The sequence below is a fragment of the Nonomuraea sp. NPDC048881 genome (assembly GCF_040649795.1).
Taxonomy (GTDB): Bacteria; Actinomycetota; Actinomycetes; order Streptosporangiales; family Streptosporangiaceae; genus Nonomuraea.
The window spans coordinates 664,991-679,685 of sequence record NZ_JBEZGC010000001.1; the positions used below are offsets into that span (position 1 = coordinate 664,991).

Consider the following 14,695-nt stretch of genomic DNA (forward strand, 5'->3'; position numbering starts at 1 on the left):
GTACTTGACGGGTCCCGGCGACCGGACGGTACTGTCTTCAGAAATTGAAATTCCGAGCCTAATTAGAATCCCAATGGGGGGAGGATCGTTGTCGGAATATGAGCGCATAGCTCACTCGAAGATCACGCGTAAGTTCAGGTCCGCGGGGCAGCAGCTCTTGTTCTCGCGGGGGCGGCGGGGCGAGGTGTCCGACGCGAACGGCGTACCGTACATCGATTTCGTCATGGGTTATGGCCCAGTGATAATCGGTCACGCGGACGCCCAGTTCAACGAAATTCTCTGTGGTTATCTCGGCAACGGAGTCATGCTGCCGGGCTACACCACGTTCCACCAGGAATACCTCGACCGGCTGCTCGGCGAGCGGCCCGGCGACCGCGGCGCGTTCTTCAAGACCGCCTCCGAGGCGGTCACCGCCGCCTTCCGGCTGGCCGCGATGCGCACCGGCCGGCTCGGCGTCATCCGCAGCGGCTACGTCGGCTGGCACGACTCCCAGATCGCCGACTCGCTCAAGTGGCACGAGCCGCTGCACTCCCCCCTGCGGGAGAAGCTGCGCTACACCGACGGCATGCGCGGCGTCGGCGAGTCCGAGCCGGTGGCCAACTGGGTGGACCTGCGCCTGGAATCCCTCGCCGAGCTGCTGGAACGGCACCGCGGCCGGCTGGGCTGCTTCGTCTTCGACGCCTACCTGGCCTCCTTCACCACGGCCGACGTGCTGCGCCAGGCCGTCGCCATGTGCCGCGAGTCCGGCCTGCTCACCGTCTTCGACGAGACCAAGACCGGCGGCCGGATCTCGCCCCTCGGCTACGACCACGACAACGCCCTCGGCTCCGACCTGATCGTGATCGGCAAGGCGCTGGCCAACGGCGCCCCGCTGAGCATCCTGGCCGGCGACGCCGACCTGCTCGCGCTGGCCGAGAAGGCCCGGCTGAGCGGCACGTTCTCCAAGGAGATGATCGCCGTCTACGCGGCGCTGGCCACCCGCGACATCCTGGAGAAGCCCGTCGGCGACTCGCCGGACGGCTGGGCCGAGCTCGGCCGGATCGGCACGCAGGTGGCCGCCGCCTTCACCGCGGCCGCCGCGGACGCCGGGGTCGAGGCCCTGGTGGGCGCCCGTCCGGTGCTCGGCGGCGGCATGTTCGAGCTCGTCTACCACGACGTGGGGCTGCTGGGCGACAAGGAGCGGCGCGAGTCGCTGCTGGCCGAGCTGGCCGGGGTCGGCATCCTGCTGCTCGAAGGGCACCCGTCCTTCGTGTGCCTGGCCCACCGCGACATCGACTGGGGTGACCTGCGCGACCGGGTGCGGCAGGCGTTCGAGGCGTGGAGCGCGCCCGCGGGGGCCGGCCGTGGCTGACCTCCTGCGCCTCGCCCTGGTCGGCTGCGGCCGCCAGATGCAGCAGAACCTGTTCCCGTTCCTGCAACGCATCCGCGGCCACCAGGTCGTGGCCTGCGTCGACCCCGACCTGTCGCTGGCCGCCGACGTGCAGTCGCTGGCCGGCGGCGCGACCTGCGTCTCCTCGGTGGACGAGCTCGACCTGGAGATGGTGGACGCCGCCGTGCTGGCGGTCCCGCCGGAGCCGTCGTACCTGCTGGTCCGGCAGCTCGCCGAGCGCGGGGTGGACTGCTTCGTCGAGAAGCCGGCCGGGCCGTCCACGCCCGCGCTCCAGGACCTGGAGCACGTGGTGCGGCGCAGCGGGCGGCACGTCCAGGTGGGCTTCAACTTCCGCTACGCCGAGACCCTGCAGCGGCTGCACGAGCTGAGCGAGGAGATCCGGGCCACGCCGTGCTCGGTGACCATCGACTTCTACAGCCGCCACCCGTCCGCGCCGCAGTGGGGGGTGGACACCACCCTGGAGGCGTGGATCCGGCACAACGGGGTGCACGCTCTCGACCTGGCCCGCTGGTTCGTGCCGTCGCCGGTCGTCCAGGTGGACGCGCACGCCATCGCCAGTGACGCCGACCGGTTCCAGATCAACCTGTTCCTGCGGCACCACGACGGCTCGCTGTCCACGCTGCGCATGGGCAACCACGTCAAGCGGTTCATGGTGGGCGTCACCGTCCAGGGCATGGACGGCAGCCGGTACAGCGCGCCGTCGCTGGAACGGGTGACGCTCGAACTGTCCGACGGCGTGCCGTACGGCCAGGAGCTGCACGCCACCCGCAACCTGGACCACGGGTGGGGGCGCAGCGGCTTCGGGCCCGAGCTGCAGGCGTTCGTGGACGCCTGCGCGCAGCGGTCGGCCGAGCCCCAGACGGGCGGCCGTCCTCCGGTCAAGGGCGTGCCGTCGGTCTCCGACGCGCTGGCCGCCTCCGCCCTGTGCGACCGGGTGATGGCCGAGCTCAACACCGCCGCGACGAACGGCCTCGGCCTGCTGACCGGGTCCGTCCGGGCCTCGGCCTAGGCCGGGCCGCCGACGAGGAGGGGGAGGAATGACCGAGCGGGCGCGACCGGCCGCGGGCGGGCGGCCGGTCGCGTCGCGGGATCCGGCCGGGTCACCTGATCCGGCCGCCACGCGGGATCCGGCCGCCACGCGGGATCGGGCCGGATCGCGGGGGGTGGGCCGGTGGATCGCCGGTCACCTGCGCCGGCACCGGCCGTCGCTGCTGCTGTTCACCGTGGCCGCCGCGGCGGCGAGCCTGTGCTCCACGCTCGTCCCCGTGCAGATCGGCGCGGCGTTCGCCGAGGCCACCGGCCCCCGCCACGACCTCGGCGCGGTCGGGGTGGCGGCGCTGGCGGCCGCGCTGCTGGCGGCCGGCCGGTTCGTCGCCGACCTGCTGTCGAACGGCTCGATGGAGGTCGTCGCCCAGCGCGTCAAGCGGGACGTGCGCGACGAGCTGTACCGCAGCCTGCTGACCAAGCGCATGGCCTTCCACGACCAGCAGCGCATCGGCGACATCCTGGCCCGCGCCATCAACGACGCCAGGCTCGTCGACTACATGCTCAGCCCCGGGGCCGCCACCGCCGCCAACGGCGTGCTGGCCCTGCTGGTGCCGATCCTGTTCATCGCGTCGCTGGACCCGCGGCTGCTGCTGGCCCCCGGCGTGCTGGTCCTGGTCTTCGCCTACGCGCTGCGCTACCACCTGCGCCGGCTCTACCCGCTGGTCATGCGCACCCGCGAGACCTTCGCCGACCTCAACGAACGCTTCTCCACCACGCTGTCGGGCATCGCCACCGTCAAGGCCGCCACGCAGGAGGACTTCGAGCGGCACGCCCTGAGATCGGCCGCCGCCGCCTACCGGGACGCCTTCGTCCGGCGCGGCCGGGCGCAGGCGGTCTACCTGCCCGCGCTGAGCTTCGCCCTCGCCATGGTGACCGGCTCCCTGCACTCCCTCTACCTCTACTCGCAGGGCGAGCTGGCGCTGTCCCAGGTGGTGACCTATCTCGGCTGGCTGCTGCTGTTCGCGCAGCCCGTCACCATGTCCGAGCAGGCCGTGCCGGTCATCCAGGAGGGCTTCGCGGCCGCCGCGCGCATGCGGCAGATCATCGACGGCGCCCCCGGCGAGCGCGAGGACACCCGCGGCACCGCGGCCGCCGTCGAGGGCACGATCACCTTCGACCGGGTGTCGCTGCGCCACGAGGGCCGCGACATCCTGCGCGAGGTCTCCTTCCACCTGCCCGCCGGCCGCACCCTCGCCGTCGTCGGCCCCACCGGCAGCGGCAAGAGCATGCTGATCAAACTGGTCAACCGCATGTACGACGCCACCGAGGGCCGGGTGCTGATCGACGGCCGGGACGTGCGCGAGTGGGAGCCCGGCGCGCTGCGCCGCCAGATCGGCCACGTGGACCAGGAGATCTTCCTGTTCTCCAAGAGCGTGCTGGACAACATCGCCTTCGGCGCCCCGCACGCCGCCGGGTACGAGGACGTCCTGCGCGTCGCCAAGCAGGCGTGCGCGGACGAGTTCGTCCAGGGGATGGCCGACGGTTACGCCACCGTGCTCAACGAGGGCGGCACGACGCTGTCCGGCGGGCAGCGGCAGCGGCTGGCCATCGCCAGGGCCCTGCTGACCGAGCCGCGCATCCTCACCCTCGACGACGCGACCAGCGCCGTGGACGCCCGTACCGAATCGGCGATCACCGAGGCGATCGAGCGCGCGACGGCGGGCCGCACGACGGTGCTGGTCTCGCACCGCCCCGGCCAGATCCGCCGCGCCGACCTCATCCTGCTGCTGGACGGCGGCCGGGTCGTCGACCAGGGCTCGCACGACGAACTGATGGCGCGCTGCGCGCTCTACCGGGAGATCTACAGTGGCTGACGCCCAGGATCGGCGGCGCCCGTGAGCGACCTGTTCGCGGGCCTGCACGCCGACGCCTACGACCGCGTGTACGGCAACCGCCGCCTGCTGGCCCGCATCCTGCGGCAGCTGCGCGCCCACCGCGCCGGCATGATCGGCTCGGCCCTGCTCGTCGCGGGCTCGGTGCTGCTGACCGCCTCCGTGCCGATCGTCGTCTCCCGCCTGATCGACCAGGCCGGCGGCGGCAGCGGCCCCGGCCTGCTGCTGTGCCTGTTCGTGGTCGCGGCGGCGGTGCTGGCCTGGGCGATGAACTGGGCCCGCCAGGCGATCACCGCGCGGCTGGTGGGCGGCATGGTCTACCGGCTGCAGTGCGAGGCCGCCGACGCCGCGCTCGCCAAGGACGTCGCCTTCTACGACGAGAACTCGGTCGGCAAGGTGCTCAGCCGGGTCACCGGCGACACCGAGGGCTTCGGCTCGGTGCTCACCCTCACCCTCAACCTGATCAGCCAGCTCTTCCTGGTGGTGCTGCTCGGCGGCGTGGTGTTCTGGATCGACCCCGGCCTCGGCCTGGTCATCCTGGCGGCGCTGCCGTTCCTGCTGGGCACCGCCCTGGCCTTCCGCCGGGTGGCCCGCACGGCGGCGGCCGCCACGCGGCGGGTGATGGCCAAGGTCAACGCCAACGTGCACGAGACCATGCTGGGCATCGCGGTCGCCAAGAGCTTCGGCCGCGAGCGGGCCGTCCACGACGACTTCGACGACGTCAACCGGCTGTCGTACCGGGTCTACGTCCGGCAGGGGCTCATCTACGCGGTCATCCTGCCGGTTCTGACGCTGCTGGCGGGCCTGGCCACGGCGGTCGTGCTGTACCAGGGCGGGCGGTTCGCGGCGATCGGCAGGCTCTCGGCGGGCGAGTGGTACTTCGCCCTCCAGGCGCTCGGCATGCTCTGGCAGCCGGTCACCCAGGCCGCCTCGTTCTGGAGCCTGTTCCAGCAGGGGCTGGCCGCCGCCGAGCGGGTGTTCGCGCTGATCGACAGCGACCACGCCGTCGTCCAGAGCGGCAACGAGCCGGTGACCGAGCTGACCGGCGCGATTGAGGCGCGCGGCCTGCACTTCAGGTACGGCTCCGGCGCCGCCGTGTTCCGCGACTTCGACGTGCGCCTCGCCGCCCGCGAGACGGTGGCGGTCGTCGGGCACACCGGCGGCGGCAAGTCCACGCTGGCCAAGCTGATCGCCCGCGCCTACGACTTCCAGGGCGGCGAGCTGCTGGTGGACGGCCGCGACATCCGCACCCTGGACCTGCGGGCCTATCGGCGGCGGGTGGGCGTCGTCCCGCAGCACCCGTTCATCTTCGCCGGCACGCTCGCCGAGAACATCGCCTACGGCCGCCCCGGCGCCGGCCGCGACGACGTCGTCCGGGCCGTCGAGCGGATCGGCCACCGCGTGTGGGACCGCAGCATGCCGATGTCCCTGGACGACCGCCTGGCCGCCGGCGGTCAGGGCGTGTCGGTCGGGCAGCGGCAGCTCATCGCCCTGGCCAGGATGTTCGTCCGCGAGCCGGACATCCTGCTGCTGGACGAGCCGACCGCCAGCGTCGACCCGCTGACCGAGCGCGGCATCCAGGACGCGCTGGCCCGGCTGTGCGCGGGCCGCACGGTCGTGGTGATCGCCCACCGGCTGTCCACCATCCGGCGCGCCGACCGCGTCCTCGTGCTGCACGGCGGCGAGATCGCCGAGCAGGGCCGGTTCGACGAGCTGCTGCGCCGCGACGGCCCGTTCGCCGAGCTCTACGCCACCTACTACGCGCACCAGGAGACCGCATGACCTGCGCCCCCCATCCGGCGGAGTTCGAGCCGATCCAGCGGGAGGCGTCCGCCACGGGCGTGCGCTGCGTGGTCGGCGCCGTGCTGTTCAACCCGCTCGGCGAGGTGTTCCTGCAACGGCGGGCGGCCCACGTGCGGCTCTTCCCCGGCTGCTGGGACATCGTCGGCGGGCACGTCGAGCGGGGCGAGACGCTGTGCGCGGCGCTGGCCAGGGAGATCGCGGAGGAGACCGGCTGGCGGCTGCTGCGGGTGGGCGGCCTGGTGGACGTCTTCGACTGGACCGGCGGCGACGGCGGCCTGCGCCGCGAGATCGACGTGCTGGCCACGGTCGAGGGCGACCTGACCCGGCCCGCGATCGAGCAGGACAAGTTCGACGAGGCCCGCTGGCTGGACGGCGACGCCCTGCGCCGCCTGGCCGCCGAGTCGCCCGGCTCGGGCATGGTCGAGCTGGCCCTGCGCGCGCTGGCCATGCGGCCGGTCTAGGACTCCGGTTTGCGTACCGCGTCCAGGGCCTGTCGCAGGGTGAACCGGCCGGCGTACAGCGCCTTGCCCACCACCACGCCCTCGACGCCGAGCGGGGTCAGGGAGGAGACGGCGCGCAGGTCGTCCAGGCTGGAGACGCCGCCGGAGGCGACGACGGGCCGGCCGGTGGCGGCGCAGACGTCGCGCAGCAGCTTCAGGTTGGGGCCGCCGAGGGTGCCGTCCCTGGCGATGTCGGTGACGACGTACCGGGCGCAGCCGGCCGCGTCGAGGCGGGCCAGGGTCTCGTACAGCTCGCCGGCGTCGCGGGTCCAGCCGTGGCTGCGTACGGTGGTGCCCCAGACGTCCAGCTCGACGGCCACCCGGTCGCCGTGCCGGGCGATGACCTCCGCCACCCACGCCGGACGCTCCAGCGCGCCGGTGCCGAGCACCACCCGGCCGCAGCCGGTGGCCAGCGCCGCCGCCAGGCTCGCGTCGTCGCGCACGCCGCCGCACAGCTCGACCGGGATGTCCAGGGCGCCGACGACCTCGGCGATCCGCGCCCGGTTGGAGCCGGTGCCGAAGGCGGCGTCCAGGTCCACCAGGTGCACCCAGTCGGCGCCCGCGTCCTGCCAGGCCAGCGCCGCGTCGAGCGGGTCGCCGTACCAGGTCTCGGATCCGGACTCGCCGCGCAGCAGGCGGACGGCCCGTCCGCCGCGCACGTCGACGGCGGGCAGGAGGGTCAGGCATGTGGACACTCGTCGTTTCCTCTCCCGTGAACCCCCCTTTTCCATCATCGCGAACACTGGTCAGGAAGCGAAGTCAACCTTCGGCCACCACCATGGTTCACTTGCCCCCGCCCGGCCGGACGGGAACGCTTGCCGGTGCGCGCCGCACGCCCAGTCGCCGGGGGCCGGTCCCCCTGTTCCGAGGAGGACTGCATGGTCTCGCTCGCGCTGCCCAAGGGCACGTTCCTGGAGCGTCCCGTCCTCGACCTGTTCGCCGCGGCCGGGCTGGAGGTGCGCCGGCCGTCCGAGCGCAGCTACCGGGCGAGCATCGCCTACGACGGCGGGGTCGAGGTGGCCTTCCACAAGCCGCGCGAGATCCCGCTCGCCGTGGAGCGAGGCGTCTTCGACTTCGGCGTGACCGGCACCGACTGGATCGAGGAGACCGGCGCGAAGGTCGAGCTGGTCGAGGCGAGCGGGTGCGTGCCGCCCTGGCGGCTGGTGCTCGCCGTCCCCGCCGGGCATCCCGCCGTGGACGCCGCCGGCCTGCCCGCCGGGGCCCGGGTCGCGACCGGCTTCCCGAAGATCTCCCGGCAGTTCTTCCAGAGCGTGCCGCTTCCGGTACGGATCGTCCCGTCGTTCGGCGCCACGGAGGCCAAGGTCCCCGAGCTGGCCGACGCCGTCATCGAGACCGACGGCCCCGGCTCCGCCCTGGACGAGCACGACCTGCGGGTCGTCGCCACGTTGCGCACCTGCCTCCCGCAGGTCGTCGCGAGCCCCGCCGCCTGGCGGGACGCCCGCAGACGCGCCGCGATCCAGCGGGTCGCGCGGCTGCTGGCCTCGGTCGACGGGGGAGCGGCCCACGTGCTGCTGACCGTCCGCACCACCACGCGCGACCTGCCGCGGGTCGCCGGGTCGATGCCGGAACGGTCCTGGCGGGCCGGCACCGGCCTGACCGAGAGCCTGGTGGTCGTGCAGGGGCTGGCGGCCCGGCGCGGCCTGGCCGAGACCATCGGCGGCATCCTGGCCGCCGGGGCGCTCGACGTCATCGAGTCGCGCGTCGGGAAGGACGTCACGCCGTGAGCCGCCGGATGATCGTGTGCGACCTCGACGGGACGCTCCTGGACTCCCGCGGCCAGATCTCCGAGCGCACCAGGACCGCCGTGCGCCGGGCCCGCGCCGCCGGGCACGTGTTCGTCATCGCGACCGCGCGGCCGGTCCGCGACACCCGTCCGGTGGCCGCGGCCCTGGACCACGCGGCCGTCGCCGTCTGCGGGAACGGCTCGATCACCTTCGACTTCGGCAGCGAGGAGGTGGTCGACTACCGCCCGCTGGACCGGCAGCCGCTCGCCGCGACGCTGGCCCTGCTGCGCGACCGGTTCCCCGGCGTGCGCCTGGGCGCCGAGTGCCGCCTCGAACTGCTCCTGGAGGACGCCTTCCACCTGCCCGAGCCGCTGGCCCGCGACGCGCGCCGGGTGCCCCGCCTGGAGCACGAGATCGACCGGCACGACGTCGGCAAGCTCATGGTCCAGCTCGAAGGCGCCGCCCGCCAGTACTACGAGACCGTGCGCGGGCTGCTGACCGGCTGCGAGGTCACCATCTCGGCCGACGTGTTCTGCGAGGTCATGCGGTCCGGCGTGACCAAGGCCGCGGCCCTGGAGTCGATGGCGTCCCGGCTCGGCCTGGGCAGCGCCGACGTGATCGCCTTCGGCGACATGCCGAACGACCTGCCCATGCTGACCTGGGCCGGAACCGCGGTGGCGGTGGCCAACGCCCATCCCGCCGTGCTCGGCGCGGTGGGCGAGGTGACCGCCTCCAACGACGACGACGGGGTGGCCGCGTGGCTGGAACGGCACGCCACGGCCGATTTCTCAGAGAAGTATTGACGCTTGTCTGACGAGTATTCATGATGGTCGCTGGAGCCGGGAACGCACCGGCCAGGATCGGCCTGCGGAGGCAGGCCGCCAGGGCCCGCGCCGGGCGCGGGCGTCCCGTCTGAGAGGTGCCCCAGTGCCCCGATTAGCCGTTGCCCCTGTGCTCGTCCGCGTCCTAGCACTCTTCGCGGCGCTGTGCTCGCTCGCCGCCTGCACCGCCGTCAGCCCCGCCGCCGAGAAGAAGGGCGCCACCTCGGTCGGCGTGGCCTTCAGCCGCGGCGGGCGCGGCGACAGATCCTTCAACGACTCGGTGGGGGCCGGCGTCGACCGCGCGAAGGCCGAGCTCGGCGTCGCGGCCAAGGAGCTCAGCCCCAACGCCGCCGGGTCCGACCTGGAGGAGATCCTGCGGCTGCTGGCCCAGACCGGCCACAACCCGGTGCTGGCCGTCGGCTTCTTCTACGCCCAGCCGCTGGCCAAGGTCGCCCCCGCCTTCCCCCGCACCCAGTTCGTCATCATCGACGACGCCACCGTGAAGCTGCCCAACGTCACCAACGTGGTGTTCCGCGAGGAGCAGGCCAGTTACCTGGTCGGCGCGGCGGCCGCGCTCAAGTCCGCCAGCGGGAAGATCGGCTTCGTCGGCGGGGTGCAGACGCCGCCGCAGGAGAAGTTCCTCGCCGGGTACGCGGCCGGCGCCCGCGCGGTGAAACCCGGCATCCAGCTCTCCAGCGTGTTCATGTCCCAGCCGCCCGACTTCAGCGGCTTCTCCGCCCCCGACAAGGCCCAGGAGGCGGCCCGCGGCATGTACGACGGCGGCGCCGACGTCGTCTACCACGCCGCCGGGGCGTCCGGGCTCGGCGTCTTCCAGGCGGCCAAGGCGGCCGGCAAGTGGGCGATCGGCGTCGACGTCGACCAGCGCAAGACGGTCGATCCCGGGCTCGCCGGGGTGATCCTGACCAGCGCCACCAAGCAGCTCGACGTCGCGGTGCTGAGCATCGTCCGGGACGCGGTGGCGGGGCGGCCGATCGCCGGGGTGCGCGAGTTCGGGCTCAAGGAGGGCGGGGTCGGCTACGCCACCAGCGGCGGCGAGCTCGCCGACATCCAGCCGCGGCTGGAGGAGCTGCGCAAGCGGATCGTCTCGGGCGAGATCAAGGTGCCCGCCAGGCCGGCGGAGAGCCGGTGAGCCGGGCGCGGGCGGCGGGCCGGGAAGCGCTGGGCGTGCTCGCCGTCCCGGCGCTCGCGCTGCTGATCGCGCTCACGGTCGCCACCGCGCTGCTGGCCGCGGTGGGGGCCGCGCCGGGGCGGACGTACCTGACGATGCTGGAGTTCGGGGTCCGGCCGGACTCGCTCGTCTCCGCGGTGAACCGGGCGGCCGTCTACTTCTTCGCCGCCCTCGCCGTGGCCGTCACCTTCCGGATGAAGCTGTTCAACATCGGGGTCGAGGGCCAGTACCACGTGGCCGCGCTGTTCGCGGCGGTCGCCGGGGCGGCCGTGCGGCTGCCGGGCCCGCTGCACCTGGCGTTCGTCTGCCTGGTCGCCGTGCTGGCCGGAGCCCTGTGGGCGGGGATCGCCGCGGTGCTCAAGGTGTGGCGCGGGGTCTCGGAGGTGCTGTCCACGCTGCTGCTGAACTACGTCGCCACCGCCGTCGTCGCCTACCTGCTGGCCGAGGTCTTCGCCGCCGGCAGCACCTCGGGCTCGACGCGGGAGCTGCCGCCGTCGGCCCGGCTGCCGCAGCTCACGCTGCCGTCGGGCGACCAGCTCGGCTCGGCCACGCTGGGCGCGGTCGTGCTCGGGGTGGCGGTGCACGTGCTGCTCACCCGCACCCGCTACGGCTACGAGCTGAGGGCCGGCGGCCTGAACCCGGTGGCGGCGCGCGTCCAGGGCATCGACCCGCGCCGGATGATCCTCGTCACGATGGTGCTGTCCGGCGGACTGGCGGGCCTGGCCGGGCTGCCCGACCTGCTGGGCCAGACCTACCGGTACGGCATGGACTTCCCCTCCGGCGCGGGCTTCACCGGGATCGCCGTGGCCCTGCTCGGCCGCAACACGCCCGCGGGCATCGCGCTGGCCGCCCTGCTCTTCGGGTTCCTGGAACGCTCGGCGCTGATCCTCGACATCGAGGGCATCCCCAAGGAGATCGTCACGATCATGCAGGGCGTCATCGTGCTCAGCGTCGTGGTGGCCTACGAGGTGGCGCGGCGGATGGAACGCCGGCGGGCCGAGCGGCTCGTACGGGAGCAGGCGTCCCCGGCGCTGGAGCCGACCGCATGAGCGCGGGACGGTACCGGTGGTGGCGGGCCGCGCTCGTCCTGCTGCTGGCGATGTCGGTGGTCAGGGTGTTCACCGGCGCCGACGAGCTCACCGGGTCGGGCGTCGTGGGGGCGGCGCTGCGGCTGGCGGTCCCGATCGGGCTCGCCGGGCTGAGCGGCCTGTGGAGCGAGCGCGCGGGCGTCGCCAACCTCGGCATCGAGGGCATGATGATCATCGGCACGGTCTGCGGGGCCTGGGCCGGGTACGGGTTCGGCGTCTGGGCCGGGGTGCTGGCCGGCACGCTCGGCGGGGTCGCGGCCGGGCTGCTGCACGCGGTCGTCACCGTCACCTTCGGGGTCGACCAGGTGGTGTGCGGCATCGCGATCAACATCCTGGCGGTGGGCGTGGCCCGGTTCATGTCGGTCCTCGCCTTCAGCGGCCTGCCGGGGGCGGGGGCCACGCAGTCGCCGCCGGTGAGCGGGTCGATCGGCACGGTCAGCGTGCCCGTCCTGGCCGGCGGCGGGGGCACGGCCGACCTGCTCGGCGCGCTGGAGCGCGGCCGGTTCTTCCTGGTGTCCGACCTCGCCGGGATCGTGCGGGGCTTCCTGCACGAGGTCTCGCTGCTCACCGTGGTCGCCGTCGCGCTGGTCCCGGTCAGCTTCGTGCTGCTCTGGCGGACCGCGTTCGGGCTGCGGCTGCGGTCGGCGGGCGAGCACCCGGCGGCGGCGGACTCGCTCGGGGTCCCGGTGCTGCGGATGCGGTACTACGGCGTGCTGGTCTCCGGCGGGCTGGCCGGGCTCGGCGGGGCCTACCTGGTCACCGTCTCCTCGACGGTCTACCGCGAGGGCCAGACCGGCGGCCGGGGCTTCATCGGGCTGGCCGCCATGATCTTCGGCAACTGGCGGCCGTCCGGCACGGCGGCGGGGGCGCTGCTGTTCGGCTACGCCGACGCGCTGCAACTGCGCCAGGCGAGCGCGGTGCACGTGCTGCTGCTGCTCGGGGCCGTGCTGGCCTGGGTCGCGGCGGTCGCGCTCGTCCGCACGCGGCTGCGTCCGGCCGCGACGCTGGCGCTGCTCGGCGCCGCCGCCTTCGCGGTCTTCCAGGGCACCGACTCGGTCCCCACCCAGCTCGTGTACGCCACGCCGTACCTCACCACGCTGCTGGTGCTGGTCACGGTCGCCCAACGGCTCCGCATGCCGGCCTACGTCGGCATCCCCTACCGGCGAGGAGACGCGTGATGGCCGTCGACCGGGAACCCCGCCTGATGGGGTACGCCGACCGCTGGTCCGCGGCGCCCGGGGAGTCACTGGCCGTGCACGCCTCCGGCCCGGACGGGGACGCCGACGTCACCCTCATGGACCTCGTCCGGGAGGCCGACCTGACCCCGGCCGTGCCGGTGACGATCGCGCCGCGGCCCCTGCGGCCCGGCTCCCGGCTGGAGGCGGCCTCGGTGCCGACGCCCGCCAGGGGCGGCCTCGCCCTCTGGATCCGGCCGAAGCGGCTCGGGCCGCGCCAGGTCGTGGCCCGGCTGGGGGCCGCCGGATGGCGGCTGCTGCTCGCGCTCGACGAGGAGGGCCGGCCCGAGGCGACCGTGCTGACGCCGTCGGGGAGCATGGGCTGCCGGCTGCGCTCGGCCGTCCCGGCGGGGGAGTGGTCGCTGCTGGCCGTGGCGTGGGAGGCGGCGCCGCTGATGACCGTGCTGCATCTGAACGACTTCCGCACCACGGGCGTGAGCGCCGGGCGGGCCCGCCTGCCGCTGCCGTCCCCGTCGGGCGAGCTGCTGATCGGGGCGGGCGACGAGCATCCGTACGCGGGCCGGATCGCTCTGCCCATGCTGACCGAAGGCCCGCTCGCCATGCCCGGCCGCGTTCCGCTGACCGACCTGACCACCGGTCCCGAACTGGTCAAGCACCTCGGCCCCGAGCTGCTGGCCCTGTGGGACCCGTCCGCCGGCCCCGGCGCGCCCGTCGTCCCGGACGTCAGCGGCAACGGGCGCCACGCGAGCGCCGTCAACCGGCCGCTGGCCGGGCTCCTCGGGCCGGGCGGCGACGCCCGCACCGCGCTCCAGGTCAGCCCGGAGGACCTCGACGACGCCCGCTGGCCGGTGACGTGCGAGCTGACCGTCCCGCAGGACGCCGGCTCCACTGTGCTCGGCGTCCGCCTGCGGACCCGGGGGCAGTCGTGCGTGCTGCCGGTGGTGGCGCGCCCGGACGCGACGCGCAGGAGCCCGGTCGCGGTCGTCCTGCCCACGTTCACCTACCTCGCCTACGCCAACCACCGGCAGTCCAGCGAGGCCGAGTACTTCGGCGACTACCGGCAGGTCACCGACCGCGTGATCACGCTCTCTCCGGTGGACGCGTACCTCAACGAGCATCGCGAGCTCGGCCTGTCCCTGTACGACCAGCGGCGCGAGGGCGGCCACGTCACCCACTCCTCCAGACGCCGCCCGGTGCTCAACCTCACCCCCGACTACCGCTGGTGGATGACCGGCGCGCCGCGCCACTTCGCCGCCGACTTGCTGCTGCTGCGCTGGCTGCGCGCGGCGGGCTTCGCCTTCGACGTGCTGGCCGACGAGGACGTGCACGACGGCGGCGCCGACCTGCTGTCCGCCTACCGCGTCGTCCTGACCGGCAGCCACCCCGAGTACGTCACCGCCCCCGGACGCGCGGCCTTCAGCGCGTACGTGTCCGGCGGCGGCCGGCTCATGTACCTGGGCGGCAACGGGTTCTACTGGGTGACCGGCGTCGACCCCCGCCACCCGCACGCCATCGAGGTCCGCCGCGGCCACGTCGGCGACTGGTGGGACGACGAGCCCGGCGAGGACGTGCTGACCTCCACCGGCGAGCCCGGCGGCCTCTGGCGGCACCGCGGCCTGGCGCCGCAGGAGCTGCTCGGCGTCGGATTCGCCGCCCAGGGCTGGGGGCCCGCCCCCGGCTACACCCGCCTGCCCGACAGCCACCGGAAGGAGGCGTCCTGGGTGTTCGAGGGCGTCGGGACCGACCCGGTGGGCTGCTGCGGCCTCGCGCTCGGCGGGGCGGCGGGGGACGAGATCGACCGGGCCGCGCCCGAGCTCGGCACCCCGCCGGACACCCTGGTGCTCGCGACCTCCGCGGGCGGCCACGGCCACCACTACCGGCCCCCCACCGAGGAGGCCGGTTCGGGCGCGCAGGCCGTACGCGCCGACATGACCCTGCGACTGCTCGGATCCGGCGGCGCGGTGTTCGCCGCCGGATCCGTCAACTGGGTGACCAGCCTCGCCTGCTGTGACGGTGACATCAGGCGAATCACCCGGAACGTCCTGTCCCGATTCCTGCAACCCGCAGCTTGTGAGGAGGAGTGA

At 73.9% G+C, this 14,695-nt stretch carries 12 protein-coding genes; 11 read left to right on the forward strand and 1 reads right to left on the reverse strand.

Features of this window, described 5'->3' with window-relative positions:
* Window positions 1–73 precede the first annotated feature (73 nt).
* The 5 genes from AB0C33_RS03150 to AB0C33_RS03170 are packed head-to-tail and all read left to right on the forward strand — an operon-like array spanning window position 74 to window position 6,533.
* Window positions 74–1,351, forward strand: coding sequence for an aminotransferase class III-fold pyridoxal phosphate-dependent enzyme (locus AB0C33_RS03150; RefSeq protein ID WP_358283098.1), 1,278 nt, complete (start codon window positions 74–76; stop codon window positions 1,349–1,351).
* Window positions 1,344–2,399 (forward strand): Gfo/Idh/MocA family oxidoreductase, encoded by a 1,056-nt coding sequence (locus AB0C33_RS03155; protein WP_352349616.1) that lies wholly within the window; start codon window positions 1,344–1,346, stop codon window positions 2,397–2,399. The genes AB0C33_RS03150 and AB0C33_RS03155 overlap by 8 nt, the downstream gene beginning before the upstream one ends.
* A gap of 28 nt (window positions 2,400–2,427) precedes the next feature.
* The gene (locus AB0C33_RS03160) at window positions 2,428–4,251 is read left to right on the forward strand and encodes an ABC transporter ATP-binding protein (RefSeq protein ID WP_358283101.1); all 1,824 of its coding nucleotides are present in this window, start codon (window positions 2,428–2,430) and stop codon (window positions 4,249–4,251) included.
* 21 nt (window positions 4,252–4,272) lie between these two features.
* Window positions 4,273–6,051 carry an ABC transporter ATP-binding protein gene (locus AB0C33_RS03165; protein WP_358283103.1) on the forward strand — a complete coding sequence of 593 codons (1,779 nt, stop codon included), beginning with the start codon at window positions 4,273–4,275 and terminating at the stop codon, window positions 6,049–6,051.
* A complete protein-coding gene (locus tag AB0C33_RS03170) occupies window positions 6,048–6,533 on the forward strand; it encodes an NUDIX domain-containing protein (protein ID WP_358283105.1) in 486 nt (161 codons plus the stop codon). The genes AB0C33_RS03165 and AB0C33_RS03170 overlap by 4 nt, the downstream gene beginning before the upstream one ends.
* On the opposite strand, the gene priA is transcribed toward AB0C33_RS03170, so the two are convergent.
* Complete coding sequence (gene priA, locus AB0C33_RS03175; protein ID WP_358283107.1) at window positions 6,530–7,267, reverse strand: bifunctional 1-(5-phosphoribosyl)-5-((5-phosphoribosylamino)methylideneamino)imidazole-4-carboxamide isomerase/phosphoribosylanthranilate isomerase PriA; 738 nt, start codon at window positions 7,265–7,267, stop codon at window positions 6,530–6,532. The genes AB0C33_RS03170 and priA overlap by 4 nt on opposite strands.
* A 183-nt stretch (window positions 7,268–7,450) precedes the next feature.
* Between priA and hisG the strand changes: the two genes are divergently transcribed.
* The 6 genes from hisG (at window position 7,451) to AB0C33_RS03205 (ending at window position 14,695) form a co-directional block, all read left to right on the forward strand.
* Window positions 7,451–8,317, forward strand: a complete 867-nt coding sequence (hisG, locus tag AB0C33_RS03180) for an ATP phosphoribosyltransferase (protein WP_358283109.1) — start codon at window positions 7,451–7,453, stop codon at window positions 8,315–8,317.
* Window positions 8,314–9,120: an HAD family hydrolase gene (locus AB0C33_RS03185; RefSeq protein ID WP_358283111.1), complete on the forward strand. Its 807-nt coding sequence runs from the start codon at window positions 8,314–8,316 to the stop codon at window positions 9,118–9,120. Before hisG ends, AB0C33_RS03185 begins: the two co-directional genes overlap by 4 nt.
* A 148-nt stretch (window positions 9,121–9,268) precedes the next feature.
* Entirely contained in the window at window positions 9,269–10,288 is a 1,020-nt protein-coding gene (locus AB0C33_RS03190; protein WP_358283113.1) for a BMP family ABC transporter substrate-binding protein, read from the forward strand.
* Window positions 10,285–11,376 (forward strand): ABC transporter permease, encoded by a 1,092-nt coding sequence (locus AB0C33_RS03195; RefSeq protein WP_358283115.1) that lies wholly within the window; start codon window positions 10,285–10,287, stop codon window positions 11,374–11,376. Before AB0C33_RS03190 ends, AB0C33_RS03195 begins: the two co-directional genes overlap by 4 nt.
* Window positions 11,373–12,593, forward strand: coding sequence for an ABC transporter permease (locus AB0C33_RS03200; RefSeq protein ID WP_358283117.1), 1,221 nt, complete (start codon window positions 11,373–11,375; stop codon window positions 12,591–12,593). Before AB0C33_RS03195 ends, AB0C33_RS03200 begins: the two co-directional genes overlap by 4 nt.
* Entirely contained in the window at window positions 12,593–14,695 is a 2,103-nt protein-coding gene (locus AB0C33_RS03205) for a N,N-dimethylformamidase beta subunit family domain-containing protein (protein ID WP_358283118.1), read from the forward strand. Before AB0C33_RS03200 ends, AB0C33_RS03205 begins: the two co-directional genes overlap by 1 nt.